12 protein-coding genes and 1 pseudogene are annotated in these 14,124 nt (G+C 67.7%); 4 read left to right on the top strand and 9 right to left on the bottom strand.

Annotation, left to right across the window (positions count from 1 at the left end; all coding sequences use genetic code 11):
* The 4 genes and pseudogenes from QMO14_RS31080 to QMO14_RS31065 all read right to left on the bottom strand — a co-directional run.
* Nucleotides 1-286: pseudogene (locus tag QMO14_RS31080) on the bottom strand (homoserine dehydrogenase); the annotation flags it as partial.
* A 271-nt stretch (nt 287-557) separates the two neighbouring features.
* A complete protein-coding gene (locus tag QMO14_RS31075) occupies nt 558-1,613 on the bottom strand; it encodes an amino acid ABC transporter permease (protein WP_301511916.1) in 1,056 nt (351 codons plus the stop codon).
* Nucleotides 1,610-2,623 carry an amino acid ABC transporter permease gene (locus tag QMO14_RS31070; protein ID WP_301511915.1) on the bottom strand — a complete coding sequence of 338 codons (1,014 nt, stop codon included), beginning with the start codon at nt 2,621-2,623 and terminating at the stop codon, nt 1,610-1,612. The genes QMO14_RS31075 and QMO14_RS31070 overlap by 4 nt, the downstream gene beginning before the upstream one ends.
* Nucleotides 2,624-2,750: 127 nt before the next feature.
* Nucleotides 2,751-3,785 (bottom strand): amino acid ABC transporter substrate-binding protein, encoded by a 1,035-nt coding sequence (locus QMO14_RS31065; RefSeq protein ID WP_301511918.1) that lies wholly within the window; start codon nt 3,783-3,785, stop codon nt 2,751-2,753.
* A 167-nt stretch (nt 3,786-3,952) separates the two neighbouring features.
* Here QMO14_RS31065 and QMO14_RS31060 point away from each other — a divergent pair, with 167 nt between their 5' ends.
* Nucleotides 3,953-4,348, top strand: a complete 396-nt coding sequence (locus QMO14_RS31060; protein ID WP_301511917.1) for a DoxX family protein — start codon at nt 3,953-3,955, stop codon at nt 4,346-4,348.
* Nucleotides 4,349-4,459: 111 nt separating this feature from the next.
* Here the strand turns inward: QMO14_RS31060 and def are convergent, their stop codons facing one another.
* From def to smc, 5 genes are all read right to left on the bottom strand, one after another.
* Nucleotides 4,460-4,999 (bottom strand): peptide deformylase, encoded by a 540-nt coding sequence (def, locus tag QMO14_RS31055; protein ID WP_301511914.1) that lies wholly within the window; start codon nt 4,997-4,999, stop codon nt 4,460-4,462.
* Between the two features lie 46 nt (nt 5,000-5,045).
* The gene (locus tag QMO14_RS31050) at nt 5,046-5,495 is read right to left on the bottom strand and encodes a hypothetical protein (RefSeq protein WP_301511913.1); all 450 of its coding nucleotides are present in this window, start codon (nt 5,493-5,495) and stop codon (nt 5,046-5,048) included.
* A gap of 129 nt (nt 5,496-5,624) precedes the next feature.
* Entirely contained in the window at nt 5,625-7,712 is a 2,088-nt protein-coding gene (gene ligA / locus QMO14_RS31045; RefSeq protein ID WP_301511912.1) for an NAD-dependent DNA ligase LigA, read from the bottom strand.
* A 26-nt stretch (nt 7,713-7,738) separates the two neighbouring features.
* Nucleotides 7,739-8,842, bottom strand: a complete 1,104-nt coding sequence (locus QMO14_RS31040; RefSeq protein WP_301511911.1) for a cell division protein ZipA C-terminal FtsZ-binding domain-containing protein — start codon at nt 8,840-8,842, stop codon at nt 7,739-7,741.
* Nucleotides 8,843-8,860: 18 nt separating this feature from the next.
* Nucleotides 8,861-12,376 carry a chromosome segregation protein SMC gene (gene smc, locus QMO14_RS31035; RefSeq protein ID WP_301511910.1) on the bottom strand — a complete coding sequence of 1,172 codons (3,516 nt, stop codon included), beginning with the start codon at nt 12,374-12,376 and terminating at the stop codon, nt 8,861-8,863.
* Nucleotides 12,377-12,547: 171 nt separating this feature from the next.
* On the opposite strand from smc, the gene QMO14_RS31030 reads away from it, so the two are divergent.
* The 3 genes from QMO14_RS31030 to QMO14_RS31020 form a co-directional block, all read left to right on the top strand.
* Nucleotides 12,548-13,261, top strand: a complete 714-nt coding sequence (locus QMO14_RS31030; RefSeq protein ID WP_301511909.1) for a hypothetical protein — start codon at nt 12,548-12,550, stop codon at nt 13,259-13,261.
* Nucleotides 13,262-13,319: 58 nt separating this feature from the next.
* A complete protein-coding gene (locus tag QMO14_RS31025) occupies nt 13,320-13,643 on the top strand; it encodes a transcriptional regulator (protein WP_301511908.1) in 324 nt (107 codons plus the stop codon).
* Nucleotides 13,640-14,124 (top strand): HipA N-terminal domain-containing protein (locus tag QMO14_RS31020; RefSeq protein WP_301511907.1); only part of this gene is annotated, 485 nt, incomplete at its 3' end. The genes QMO14_RS31025 and QMO14_RS31020, both read left to right, overlap by 4 nt.

Raw genomic sequence — 14,124 nt, 5'->3', positions numbered from 1 at the left:
CGAACCCGGCGTCAACGGCGGCCCTCCGGGCGACCTGCATCGCGTCGGCCGTCAGCGCGACGCCGTCTCCCACGATGCCGGCGGCGCGCTCCAGGTCGCGCGCGGCGACCATCACCAGCTCGATGGACCGGCCCGCACGCGCGGCGATGTCGGCGCGGTTGCGCGCCAGCACGCGGAAGGTGCCCGAGCCCACGGTGCCGATGCCGATCATCCCCACGCGCAGGGTACGAATGGCCGCCTGGCGGTGGTGCAAGGGCTCTAGGGATTCAACGGGATCGCGGTACATGGACAACTCCTGACGAAAAAACAAAACCCAGCTGCCAGAGCTGGGTTCATTCGTTCGGGGGGAGAGCGATACACCAGGTGGCTGCCGGAACGGCCACCTGCGCGTGCTCAGGTGGCCGCGGTGGTAATGGTGGTAATCATTCGGGCAACGACCATCGCCTGCGCGGAGGCAGGCGGCATCATCCGGCCCATGAGGACTGCGGGGGATGCGAAGGGGAAGCGTTGGCTCGACATGAAGCCCCGGAGTGTACAGGAGCCGGGCGGCGCCCCGGTCAGGGCGCGGCCGACAGCCGCTTTTCGAGCCAAACGCTGTAGCGCGAGAGCCCGAAGCACAGCACCCAGTACACCGCCGCGACGAAGAGATAGCCCTCGAGGTAGAACGGCCGCCACGTCGGGTCGCCGCCGAGCGCCAGTCCCAGCGCGCCGGTCAGCTCGAAGAGGCCGACCACGGTGACCAGCGAGGTGTCCTTCAGCGTGCCGACCACGTTGTTGGTCAGCGCGGGCACGACGAGGCGCAGCGCCTGCGGCAGCACGATGTCGCGCTGCACCGGCCAGCGGCCGAAGCCCAGTGCCATCGCCACTTCGGTCTGTCCGCGCGGCACGGCTTGGAGGCCGCCGCGGATGATTTCCGCAAGGTAGGCCGCCACGAAGAGCGCCAGGCCCGCGAGCACCCGCACCAGCACGTCGGGCTGCCATCCGGCCGGCCACAGCAGCGGCAGCAGGAACGAAGCCATGAACAGCACCGAAATAAGCGGCACGCCGCGCACCAGCTCGATGTAGCTCGCGCACAGCGTGCGCACCACCGGCCAGCCGGAGCGCCGCCCCAGCGCCAGCAGCAGCGCCAGCGGAAATGCCAGTGCCAGTCCCACCACCGCGAGCCCGATGGTCAGCGGCAGGCCGCCCCAGCGGCTGGTCGGCACCGGACTCAAACCCGGCACGCCGCCGCGCATCAGCAGCACGAAGAGCAGCAGCGCGACGATCCACAACGGCACCAGCCACCAGCGCCAGCTGCGAGGCCAGGCGCTGAGCATCGTCACCGCCGACAGCACGACCACAGCAATGGCCGGGCGCCATTGCTCCTCGTACGGGAAGCGCCCGAACAGCATCGGCCGCCACTTCTCGGCCACCACGCCCCAGCAGGCGCCATGCCGCACCGCGCGGCAGGCCTCGGCGTCGGGCCTGAACACCGCATGCACGATGCCCCACTCGACGGCGTGGAAGCCGATCCAGGCGAAAAGCGCCAGCAACAGCAGCGTCGCCACCGCACGCAGCGGCGAACCCCAGAGCTCACTGCGCCACGCGATCGGCCCTTGCGCGACGCTCCTCATCGCCAGCCCCTCAACGCGACGCGCGCGTTGTAGCGGTTCATGCCGAAGGAGATCAGCAGCGACAGCACCAGGTAGACCGCCATGATGATCGCGATGCACTCGAAGGCCCGGCCGTTCGAGCCGATGGTCGTGTTTGCCACCGACACCAGCTCCGGATAGCCCACCGCCACCGCCAGCGACGAGTTCTTGGTCAGGCTCAGGATCTGGTTGGTGAGCGAAGGCACAATCACCCGAAGCGCCTGCGGCAGCACCACGATGCGCAGTTGCTGGACGGGCGACAGCCCCAGCGCCTGCGCGGCCAGCACCTGCCCCTGCGAAACCGAGAGGATGCCGGCGCGCACGATTTCCGCCACGAATGCCGCCGAATAGAAGGTCAGCCCGGCAACGATGGTCACGTATTCCGGGCTCAGGGCGGCACCGCCGTTCACGCCGAAGTCACCGCGCTCCGGCCACTCGAAATGCGTCGGCCACCAGCCGCCTTCGGCCGTCACGGGCCAGGGCACGCTGAGGCCACCCTTGCTGAGCCAAACGCCCGGCAGAAGGTGTACGGGCTCGGTCGGGTCGGGCAGCAGGTTCGCCATCGCGAAGGCCAGCATCAGCAACTGCACCAGCAGCGGTACGTTGCGCAGCAGCTCCACATACGCGGTGCAGATGCCGCGCAGCAGCACATGCGGCGCGAGCCGTCCGATGCCGATCAGCGTACCGAGCACCACCGAGAAAATGGCCGCCGGCACCGCCGCGCGCACCGTGTTGATCAGCCCCGCGAGAAAGGCGCGCCAGAACGGCTGGCTGGCATCGAAGTCGAGCCAGCCTTCGCTGATGGAGAAGCCCGCGGGCTCGGTCAGAAAGTCGAAGCCCGAACGCACGCCGCGCGCGCGCAGCACCTCGAGCGCATGGTGAACCACCCAGACCGCGCCGGCCAGGACAGCCAAGACCAGCAGGGCCTGAACGACCCATGCCAGCCAGACCCCGCGCGATGACGAACTGGCAGCACTTCTACGGAAAGCCATCACTCCGTGGACCGGTTGCGATCGGAGGCCAGGAACACCGCGGAACCGGCTTCGCCGGGCCGCCGGTGTTGCCCCCGGCGAGGGGGTTGGCGAAGCGACACGAAGTGCGCGAAGCCTGGGGGAGATGTCATCTGACCGGAGGTGCGTAGATCAGGCCGCCCTTGCTCCACAGATTGTTGGAGCCGCGCGGCAGCTTCAGCACCGACTTCGGCCCCACGTTGCGCTCGAACATCTCGCCGTAGTTGCCCACCGCCTTGATGGCGCGGAACGACCAATCCTTGTCCAGGCCAAGCAGCTTCCCGAGGTCTTCACCGGCGCCGAGCAGACGCTGCTGTGCCGGGTCCTTGCTATTGGCCTTGAGCTCGTCGGCGTTGGCCTGGGTGATGCCGAACTCCTCGGCCTCGATGAGCGCGTTGGGCACCCACTTGGCGATGGCGAACCACTCGTCGTCGCCACGACGCACCAGAGGCGCCAGCGGTTCCTTGGAGATCAGCTCGGGCAGGATGACGTAGTCGTCGGGGTTGGGCGCTTCCTTGTTGCGCAGGCCGGCCAGCGCCGAGGCGTCGGTCGTGAAGGCCTGGCAGCGGCCCGAGAAGAAGGCCTTGAACGAAGCTTCGAAACTCTCGAACACCACCGTCTTGACCGGGATTCCCTGCGCGCGGAAGTAGTCCGACACGTTCTTCTCGTTGGTGGTGCCCGACTGGGTGCAGATGGTGGCGTTCTTGAGCTGCCTGGCGCTCGTCACCTTGAGCTTCCTGGGCACCAGGAAGCCCTGGCCGTCGTAGTAGGTGATGGTGGTGAAGTTGAAGCCCAGCGAGGCGTCGCGCGTGAGCGTCCAGGTGGTGTTGCGCGCGAGGATGTCGATCTCGCCGGCCTGCAGGGCCGAGAAGCGCTGCTGCGAGTTGAGGGGCACGAAGTCGACCTTCTTGCCGTCGCCGAGCACGGCCGCCGCGATGGCGCGGCAGGTGTCGACATCCAGCCCCGACCAGTTGCCCTGCGTGTCGGGCGCCGAGAAGCCGGCCACGCCGTTGGTCACGCCGCACTTGACTGTGCCGCGCTGCTTGACTGCATCAAGCGTCTTGCCGGCGAAGGCGGGAGCTGCGCAGGCCAGCGCAATGGCCCCGGCTGCGGCGAGCAGCACCGGGCGGAATCGGTTGTTCATCATTGGGGTTCTCCTCAACAGTAAGCAAAAGGCAGTGTACGGGCCGATGCCGGACTCTGCCAAAGAACTCCGGATTGGATGCATATGCGGCGCAACGGGCTGGATAAGAGCGCGGCGGCTTCACTACCATACGGCCCTTCAACAACCACTCAATGGAAATCCACACAATGGTCAAATCCGACGACACCGGCAAGTTCATCCTGCGCGTTTCGCTTGGCGTGCTGATCCTGCTGCATGGCATCGCCAAGCTGCAAGGCGGGGTCGGCTTCATCTCGGGCATGCTGGCCCAGCACGGGCTGCCGAGTGCGCTGGCCTATCTGGTGTATGTCGGTGAGGTGGTGGCGCCCGTTCTGCTGATCATCGGCCTCTACACGCGCCCTGCCGCGTGGATCGTGGCCATCAACATGCTGGCTGCATTCGCGCTGGTGCACATGAAGGACCTGACCTCGCTGGGCAAGCAAGGCGGCTGGGCGCTGGAGCTTCAGGGCATGTTCCTGTTCGCGGCGCTGGCCCTTGCCTTCATGGGCGGCGGCCGCTTCGCGCTGAGCAGCAAATACAACTAGACCCGCCCCCAAGGACTCGCGCACTTCGCGTCGCGCGCGCCTTCCCTTGACCGGGGGCGACACCCGCGGCCCGGCAAAGCCGATTCCGCGATGTTTCGCGAGAACACGGGTTCAGTCGTCGTCATTGGCATCGAGGCCCGGGAACAGGACCTCGGTGTAGCCGAATCGAGAGAAATCACGCACCCGCATCGGATACAGCTTGCCCAGCAGGTGGTCGACTTCATGCTGCACCACGCGTGCATGAAAACCCGTGGCGACCCGGTCGATCGGGTCGCCGTATGGATCGAAACCGGTATAGCGGATGCTGGCGAAGCGCGGCACCACGCCGCGCAGGCCCGGCACCGACAGGCACCCTTCCCAGCCCTCTTCCTCCTCGTCGCCCAAGGGCGTGATGACGGGGTTCAGCAGCACGGTGCGCGGCACCGGAGGCGCGTCGGGATAGCGCGGGTTCACGACATCGGTGCCGAAGATCACGAGCTGCTGGTCGACGCCGATCTGCGGAGCGGCAAGTCCGGCGCCGTTGACCGCATGCATGGTCTCGAACATGTCGCGCACCAGCATGTGCAACTCGTCGGTGTCGAAGGCGGCGACCGGCTGCGCGATGCGCAGCAGCCGGGGGTCGCCCATTTTCAGGATTTCGCGGATGGCCATGGCGGGATTATCGCGATGGCCTCCGATCTCCACTCCCAGGAGGGAATCAGGGAGGGGTCTGGGTCTTGGAGTCGGGCGAGGTCCAGAGACGGGCATTGCCGCGCGGCATCTGCTGCGGCTGAGTGGGCGTGATGCCCGGTATTCCGCCCTGGCCAGGACGCGATGGAATCACGCCGGGCCGGTTGCCGCTCCAGGCGGGCGGGGCTACCGGACGCACAGCCGGATAGCCGCGGCGCACCGCCGGATAGCCTGGGCGTACTGCCGGATAACCCGGGCGATCGTAGTAGCGCGGACGCCGCTCGTAGTAGCCACCGCCGTTGATGTACACCGGCGCGGGCACGACCACTGGCGCAGGCTCGCTGTAGTAAGGCCCCGAGTAAGGCCCCGACGAGTAGCCCCCGCCGTAGTAGGGATCGGCGGGCACGCCCACACAGCCCGTCAGCAGCGCAACGCCGCCGACCGCAACACAGGCACCGAGAACTCGAATAGTTTTCATGAGGGACTCTCCTTGTGGCCTTCAAATAGCTTTCAACGTCAGGTTGTAGACCCTGTTGACTGCGCTCGGATGAAGTCGCGTAACGGCCGGTAAAGCTCCAGGCCGCAGCCCCTGCCGACCATTCCCCACTCAGGCCGCCGGAACGCCGTTGGCGAGGATCTCAAGCATACGCGCCTCATCAATGACCTCGACACCGTTTTCCCGCGCCTTTTCGAGCTTGCTCCCGGCCTCTTCGCCGGCCACGAGGTAGTGGGTCTTCTTGCTGACGGAGCCGGACACCTTCGCGCCGGCCGCCTCCAATTTATCCTTCGCTTCGTCGCGGCTCAGCGTAGGAAGGGTGCCGGTGATGACGAAGGTCAGCCCCGCCAGCGGCTTCGGCGCCCTGGCCGCCGGCTCGCCCTCTTCCCAGGTCAGGCCGCAGGCGCGCAGCTGTTCGACAACCTCGCGGTTGTGCGGCTGGTCGAAGAATGTACGCAGGCTCTGCGCCACCACCGGGCCGACGTCGTTCACTTCGAGCAGCTGTTCTTCGGTCGCGTCCATGATCGAATCCAGCTTGCCGAAGTGCTTGGCCAGGTCCTTTGCGGTGCTCTCGCCCACGTGACGGATGCCCAGCCCGAACAGGAAACGCGGCAGCGTGGTCTTCTTCGAAGCTTCCAGCGCATCGACGAGGTTCTTCGCCGACTTCTCCGCCATGCGATCCAGCCCGGCCAGCGTGGCGAAGCCCAGCTTGTAGAGATCAGGCAAGGTACGGATCAGGTTCGAGTCGACGAGCTGCTCGACCAGCTTGTCGCCCAGCCCGTCGACGTCCACGGCGCGCCGCGCCGCGAAGTGCAGGATGGCCTCCTTGCGCTGCGCCGCGCAGAACAGGCCACCGGTGCAGCGGTAGTCGACCTCGCCCTCCTCGCGCACGGCCTCCGAGCCGCACACGGGGCACTTGTGCGGCATCGTGAAGATCTCGCCGCGCTGCTCGTCGGGCTTGGCCAGGCTGTCCGGCGCCACGCCGACCACCTCTGGAATCACGTCGCCGGCGCGGCGCACGATCACCGTATCGCCCACGCGAACGTCCTTGCGGCGAGCCTCGTCCTCGTTGTGCAGCGTGGCGTTGGTCACCGTCACGCCGCCAACGAACACCGGCGCCAGCTTGGCCACCGGCGTGAGCTTGCCGGTGCGCCCGACCTGGATCTCGATGCCGACCACCTCGGTCAACTGCTCCTGCGCCGGGTACTTGTGGGCCACGGCCCAGCGCGGCTCGCGCGAGACGAAGCCCAATTGCCGCTGCAGCTCGATGCTGTCGACCTTGTAGACCACACCGTCGATGTCATAGGGCAAGGCATCGCGCTGACGCCCGATGTTCTCGTGGAACGCTATTAGTTCGATAGCGCCGGTAGCCCGCGCAGTCTGCGTGGCCACAGGAAAGCCCCATTCATGGAATTGCTGCAGCCAGTCGAACTGCGTGGGCCAATCGGGCCCGCCTTCCGCTGCCGGCGTGACCTCGCCCAGCCCGTAGGCAAAGAAGCTCAGCGGCCGAGCCGCCGCGATCGCCGGATCGAGCTGGCGTACGGCGCCGGCCGCCGCATTGCGCGGATTGACGAACACCTTCTCGTTCTTCTGCCCGTCCGCGATCTTCTGGCGCTGGCGCTCGTTGAGCGCGTCGAAGTCCGCGCGCTTCATATAGACCTCGCCGCGCACCTCGACCACGGGCGGCGCCTTGCCGTTGAGGCGCAGCGGGATCTCGCGCACCGTGCGGATGTTCTGCGTGACGTCCTCGCCCACCTCGCCGTCGCCGCGCGTCGCGGCCTGCACCAGCACGCCGTTCTCGTAGCGCAGGTTCATGGCAAGGCCGTCGAACTTCAGCTCGCAGACGTAGCTCACCTGCGGGCCGTCCTCGGCCAGCCCCAGCTCGCGGCGCACGCGCGCATCGAAGGCGCTTGCGCCGCCGGGTGTGATGTCGGTCTCGGTGCGAATGGACAGCATCGGCACCTTGTGGCGCACCTTGACGAAGCCGTCGAGCACCTTGCCGCCCACGCGCTGCGTCGGCGAATCGGGCGTGCGCAGCTCGGGAAACTCGGTCTCGATGGCCTGCAGGCGCTGGAAGAGCTTGTCGTACTCCGCGTCAGGCAGCTCGGGCGTGTCGAGCACGTAATACAGATGGGCGTGCCTGTGGAGCTGTTCGCTCAGTGCGGCGGCTTCGCGTGCCGCTTCGTCGCGCGTCGTCATGGGTGTCTCCCGAGGAGGAATCGGATTCAGCTGAAGAGCCGCCGCGCCAGCGGAGAACCCGCCGCAAGGTCGCGCCCGTCGAGCGTGTCGTAGAGCTGTTCGAGGTCGGCGCCGATCACGTCCATGGTCTCGTCGCGCAGCAGCTGGCCGTCGCTGTCGGTGACCACGCCGTCCATCTCGCGCGCCAGCGTGGCGGCGGCTTCGCGCATGCGGCGGAAGGGCTCCTCGGCGCGATCGACCTGCGGCACGTCAAGGCTCAGGCTGAGTTCACGGATGGCCGACTGGGCCGGATCGTCGGCCAGCGCGGCCTGGGTGTCGAAGGCCAGCCCGAGAACCGGCGGCAGGCCCGCCTCGCTGGTCGGCAGCACCATTCGTCCGGGGATGATGCCGGCCACGAAGCCCAGCCGCGCGGCGTTCTGCTGCACGTAGCCCGGGCTCCACGCCGCGTGCAGTGCCCGCAGCACGAAGCCCAGCTGCGCGTCGTGCGCGCTGGCGAACTGGTCGAGCTCGCGGGCCCGCGCCACCTCGTCAAGCATCTCGGGAAACTCGGGAGAACCGTTGACGGCATCGGCAAAGGCCTGGGCCTTGACCACGAACTCGGAGTATTCGATCTCGTTGAGCGCGCCGGTGCGGTTGGCCAGCTGCACGCCGACCTGGAAGGCGCTGTAGCGCTGGCCGGGCACGGGCGGCTCCCACTGGCCGGTGTGTTCGTTCAGGCCCTCGATGGCCACCGGCTTGCTGCCCGCGCGGCGCGTGGGCGGCATGGCTGCGATGGCGGCGTCGCCGGAGGCCAGGCCGTCGAGCGAGATCGGCGCGATCACGTCGATCAGCGGATCGAGCCCGCCGCGGCGCTCGGCCGTGGGCACGGGCACGCCGCTGGGCGCGGGAAGGTCGGGATCGAACAGCGGCTCGTGCCGGTCGGAGCCCTGCACCTTGTTCGGATCGGCGTGCAGCACCGGCTCCACGCCGTCATCGCCTGCGGCCAGGGCACGCTCAGCCTCGTCGAGCGCGACGTCGACCGCGTCGGGTTGGCGGGGCGCATTGCGGCGCGACATCATGGCCTCGTAGCCGACGACGGCCGCGAGAACGAGGCCGCCGAAGATTGCCAGGGCGAGTGTGAGATTGCTCATGGATCGTTGCCGCCCGGCTTATGCGGCTTCGACCATCGAGACCGCCGACTCCATGTCGACCGCCACGATGCGCGACACGCCCTGCTCCTGCATCGTCACGCCGATCAGCTGTTCGGCCATTTCCATGGCGATCTTGTTGTGGCTGATGAAGAGGAACTGGGTTTCGCGGCTCATGGCGGAGACGAGTTTGGCATAGCGCTCGGTGTTGGCGTCGTCCAGCGGCGCGTCGACTTCGTCGAGCAAGCAGAAAGGCGCCGGGTTCAGCTGGAAGATGGCGAACACCAGCGCAATGGCCGTGAGCGCCTTCTCGCCGCCCGAGAGCAGGTGGATGGTCTGGTTCTTCTTGCCCGGGGGCTGCGCCATCACCTGCACGCCGGAATCGAGGATCTCGTCGCCGGTCATCATGAGCTTGGCGTTGCCGCCGCCGAAGAGCTCGGGGAACATGCGGCTGAAGTGCTCGTTGACGATCTTGAAGGTGCCGCCGAGCAGGTCGCGCGTTTCGGCGTCGATCTTGCGGATGGCGTCTTCCAGCGTGCCGATGGCTTCGTTCAGGTCGGCCGACTGGGCGTCGAGGAAGATCTTGCGCTCGCTGGCAATGGCCAGTTCGTCCAGCGCCGCCAGGTTCACCGCGCCGAGCGCGACCACTTCGCGGTTGAGCCGGTCGATTTCGCTCTGCAGTCCGGTGAGCTTCACCTTGTCGGCCTCGATGGACTGCTCGACGGCTTCGAGATCGGCACCGGCGTCGTCCAGCAGCTGCTGGTATTGCTCGACGCCCAGGCGCGCGGCCTGTTCCTTCAGCTGGAATTCGGTGATGCGCTGGCGCAGCGGATCGAGCTCGCGTTCGAGCTGCAGGCGCCGCTCGTCGCTGGCGCGCAGCTTGAGCGTGAGGTCGTCGTACTGGCTGCGTGCAGAGCCCAGCGCGGCTTCGCGTTCGAGCTTCAGCGCCAGCGCGTCCTGCAGGCCGGCCTGCGCCGCGGCGTCGGACAGGCGGCTCAACTCGGCGCGGGCGCGTTCGTCTTCGTCGGTCAGCGCCACGGTCTGCTGCGCGGCGGTCTCGATGGAGCGGTTGAGCTCCGCGCGGCGGGCTTCGAGCGTGCGCTGCGAGAAGGTGGCTTCCTGCGCCTGGCGTTCGAGGCTGCGGTGCTGCTCGCGGCTCGCGGCCAGCGCGCGGCCGGCCTCGATCACGCGCTCGTCGAGCTCGGCGTGGCGCTCCTGGGCATCGGCCAGCTGCATGTCGAGTTCCTCGAAGCGTCCTTCGGCGGCGATGCGCCGTTCCTGCAGTTCTTCGAGTTGCGCGTCGACTTCGCCGAGGTCCGCGGCCAGTTGCTGGCTGCGGGCACGGGTCTGCTCGGCGAGCTGCGTCATGCGCAGCGTCTCGACCTGCAGCTCGTGCGCGCGCGATTGCGTTTCGGCGGCTTCGCGCCGTGCCGTGACGAGGCGCGAGGCGGCATCGGCGTACGCGGCTTCGGCGCGGACCAGCGCGGTACGCGCTTCTTCGGTGATGAGCGTCTGGGCGCGCAACTGGCGCTCCAGGTTTTCCATTTCCTGCTGGCGGGCCAGCAGGCCGGCCTGTTCGGAATCGGGCGCGTAGAAATTGACGCTGTGCGCGGACACGGCGTGGCCGCTCTGCACATAGATGACCTCGCCGGGCTGCAGCGAGCCGCGTTGGGCCAGCGCTTCCTCGAAGCTCGCGGCGGTGTAGCAGCCGTGCAGCCAGTCGTTCAGCAGCGCCTGCTGGCCGGCGTCGTTCAGGCGCAGCAGGCTCGACAGGCGTGGCAGCGAAGCCGAGCCCTCGGGCGCGCCGGCGGCCGGCGGGCTGTAGAAGGCCAGCTTGGCGGGCGGCGCGTCGTTGCCGAAGGCGCGCACCATTTCCAGGCGGCTGACTTCGAGCGCACCCAGGCGCTCGCGCAGCGCGGACTCGAGCGCGTTTTCCCAGCCCTGCTCGATGTGGATGCGGCTCCACAGGCCCTGCAGGCCATCGAGGCCATGCTTGGCGAGCCAAGGGGCCAGCTTGCCGTCGGTCTTGACCTTTTCCTGCAGTGCGCGCAGCGCTTCGAGACGGGCCGAGAACTCGGCGTGGCGCGCGCCCTCGGTGTTGACGGCCTGCTGCTTCGCGCGGCGGTCGTCGTCGAGCTGCGGCACGGCTTCCTGCAACTCCTGCAGGCGCGCGTCGGCCTCGCTTGCGGCCTCCTGCGCCATGGCGTGCTGCTCCTGCATGTCGAGGAGGCGGGCTTCGTCGGGCGCTGCCAGCGCGTTCTGGTCGGCGCGCAGGCGCTCGCTGCGCATCGTGAGCTGGCGGCTCTGTTCTTCGATGTTGCGCTGGTCGGCGGCCAGCACCTGAATCTGCTGCTGCACCTGCGACACGGTCGTGCGCTGGGCGTTGGCCTCGTCCTGAGCGCGCTGCACCGCCTCTTCGAGGTCGGGCATGCGCGCGTCGTGTTCCTCGAGCTGGGCGGCCAGCATGATGGCCTGCTCTTCGGCATCCACGCCCGCGCCGGCCAGGGTCTCGATCTCGGCCTCTGCCTCCTCGCGGCGGCGGCCCCACTGGCCCATTTGCTCGCGCAGCTGGACGAGCCGCTGCTCGACGCGCTGGCGGCCCTCGACCACGAAGCGGATCTCGCCTTCGAGCCGACCGACTTCGGCGCTGGCCTCGTAGAGCTTGCCCTGTGCCTGGTTGACCTGGTCGCCGGCGCCGTAGTGGGCCTGGCGCACGGTTTCGAGCTCGGCCTCGATATGGCGCAGATCGGCCGTGCGCGACTCGAGGTCGTTGATGGCGCGCTCCGAATCGGCCTTGATCTTGGCCTGGTCGGCATTGCTCTCGCTGCGCTTCAGGAACCACAGCTGGTGCTGCTTCTTCGTGGCGTCGCCCTGCAGCGCGTTGTAGCGCGCGGCCACCTCGGCCTGCTTCTCGAGCTTCTCGAGATTGGCGTTGAGTTCGCGAAGAATGTCTTCGACACGCGTGAGGTTCTCGCGGGTGTCGCCCAGGCGGTTCTCGGTTTCGCGGCGGCGCTCCTTGTACTTGGAGACACCAGCGGCCTCCTCGAGGAAGAGGCGCAGTTCCTCGGGCTTGGATTCGATGATCCGGCTGATCGTGCCCTGGCCGATGATGGCGTAGGCGCGGGGGCCGAGGCCGGTGCCGAGGAACACGTCCTGCACGTCGCGGCGGCGCACCGGCTGGTTGTTGATGTAGTAGCTGCTGGTGCCGTCGCGGGTGAGCACGCGGCGCACGGCGATTTCGCCGAACTGGTTCCACTGGCCGCCGGCGCGGTGGTCGGCGTTGTCGAACACCAGTTCCACGCTCGAACGGCTGGCCTGCTTGCGGGTGGTCGTGCCGTTGAAGATCACGTCCTGCATCGACTCGCCGCGAAGCTCCGAGGCGCGCGATTCGCCAAGCACCCAGCGCACCGCATCCATGATGTTCGACTTGCCGCAGCCGTTGGGCCCGACAACGCCCACCAGTTGCCCCGGCAGCATGAAGTTGGTGGGTTCGGCGAACGACTTGAAGCCCGATAGCTTGATGGAATTAAGACGCACGACTTGTCGGCCTGCCTTGGCAGTAGCGCCAAGGTATTGATTTGTAAGGAAAATTGCACGGGCCTGCAGCTTGCAGCAGGCCGCCGCCCCAGCCTTGGATGATAACGTCAGGGCATGCACGAATCCCCGGTTTCCCCCCTCGCCGCGCGACGGGCCCGCCGCCTGACGGGCATGGCGGTCCTCCTCGCCGCATCGCTCGGTATGGCGGGCTGCTCATCGGTGCGGGACACCGAGCGCGCCGAGCCCTACAACAACCAGGAATGGCTTCAGTCCGGCGCCAACCGCATCGCCAACCTCGCGCTGCGGGACAACCTTCAGTCGGTGCGCCGCGTGCAAAGCACCCTCTACAAGCGCAATCCGCGCGAATGGCGCAAGTCGGCCGTCAGCATGGAAGAAGCCACCCAGCGCGCCTGGGACGCGGTGCTCAAGGGTCCGCCGCTGCCCGAACTCAAGGGCGCCAGCGGCATCGACGCCATCCGCATGGCCTTCGACACCACGCCGCAGGGCTATCAGGGTGATCGCGTGGCGGCGCTGGTCTACGGCTGGGCCACCATGCTCAAGCAGGCCAACGGCGACACCTGGGACCAGACCATGCTCGACGGCGTCAACGCCGAGAACAGTTTCCGGGCCGCGCGCAATTTCGAGATCTCGCTTTGGCTCATTTCCTCCAAGACCGGCCCCGACGGCCATCCCCTGCTGCTGGCCACCGAAATCAGCGATCGCGGCCGCAATCTCGTGGCCGACCGCGAACTCTCCAAAGTGGTGGCGCGCCTCGACCTGCTTGCCGCGCAGGCCGACGAGAAATACCGCCGTGCGGCGCTCGACTTCGGCCAGAACTGGGTGATGGGCGTGGTCATGCCGCTGTTCACGCTGGTGCCCAAGTGAGGGCGGCAAGTTTTTGGAAACATATTTCCCAAATATAGAATTCCGGTAATATGTTTCCGTGAACAAACAGGAACTCGTCAACGCGCTCATCGCTCGCCGCGAGGCTTCCCAGGTCTCGAACGCCGAGATCGCCCAGCGCAGCGGCCTCACCGAGCGCTCAGTGCGCAACGCGCTGAGCCTGCACGGCAATCCGCAGCTTTCGTCCCTGCTTGCGCTTGTCGATGCGCTGGGTCTCGAACTGCAACTCGCCCCCAGGGGCTTCGGCGAAAAGACTGCGGCCGATCCCGGTTATCGCCCCGTCGCCACACGCATTGGCCATGCAGTGGCGAAGGCACCGGCCCCCTCGGACCCAGCGGAGGTCAAGCGCCGGAGGCAGCCATGAACGTCAGGATCCTCGAGATATCGCTCGGTGCGCGCCGGTTCGGAAAGCTGTTCCAGTATGCCGATCTGTGCCGCTTCGTCGCGGAACCCGAAGTGGTTGTCGATCCGCCTGCAGAGGTCCTGTCGCTGTCGATGCTCGCGAGCGACCCTGCCGCCCAGTCGGCGCTTTGGAGCGACGTCAAGAACCCTCTGTTCAACGCCCAGGGCGGACAGCTGCCGGGCTTCTTCCAGAACCTGCTGCCCGAGGGCGTGCTGCGCAGCCACATCGCGCAGTTGCGCGGCTGCCACGAAAGCGATTATTTCGAGCTGCTCGCGGCCTGCGGCGGCGACCTGCCAGGCGCCGTCAGCGCGAGGCCGGTCTCCGTCGACCGAAGCACGCTGCAGCGGCTCGTCACGCAGGACCAGGACGCGCTGGAGATGTCGGTGGTCGAGCTGCCGATGCCGCAAGGCATTTCGGTCTCGGGCGTCCAGCCCAAGCTGGG

The sequence above is a fragment of the Variovorax sp. CAN15 genome, assembly GCF_030462475.1.
Lineage (GTDB): Bacteria > Pseudomonadota > Gammaproteobacteria > Burkholderiales > Burkholderiaceae_C > Variovorax.
Note: the sequence above shows the minus strand (reverse complement) of the source record. Positions and strands in the feature narration are given on the sequence as shown.

Bases quoted from the DNA above. Each gene is read 5' to 3' on its own strand.
- QMO14_RS31075 (WP_301511916.1), bottom strand. From the start codon at position 1,613: ATGAGGAGCGTCGCGCAAGGGCCGATCGCGTGGCGCAGTGAGCTCTGG.
- QMO14_RS31070 (WP_301511915.1), bottom strand. From the start codon at position 2,623: ATGGCTTTCCGTAGAAGTGCTGCCAGTTCGTCATCGCGCGGGGTCTGG.
- QMO14_RS31065 (WP_301511918.1), bottom strand. From the start codon at position 3,785: ATGAACAACCGATTCCGCCCGGTGCTGCTCGCCGCAGCCGGGGCCATT.
- QMO14_RS31060 (WP_301511917.1), top strand. From the start codon at position 3,953: ATGGTCAAATCCGACGACACCGGCAAGTTCATCCTGCGCGTTTCGCTT.
- def (WP_301511914.1), bottom strand. From the start codon at position 4,999: ATGGCCATCCGCGAAATCCTGAAAATGGGCGACCCCCGGCTGCTGCGC.
- QMO14_RS31050 (WP_301511913.1), bottom strand. From the start codon at position 5,495: ATGAAAACTATTCGAGTTCTCGGTGCCTGTGTTGCGGTCGGCGGCGTT.
- ligA (WP_301511912.1), bottom strand. From the start codon at position 7,712: ATGACGACGCGCGACGAAGCGGCACGCGAAGCCGCCGCACTGAGCGAA.
- QMO14_RS31040 (WP_301511911.1), bottom strand. From the start codon at position 8,842: ATGAGCAATCTCACACTCGCCCTGGCAATCTTCGGCGGCCTCGTTCTC.
- QMO14_RS31030 (WP_301511909.1), top strand. From the start codon at position 12,548: ATGGCGGTCCTCCTCGCCGCATCGCTCGGTATGGCGGGCTGCTCATCG.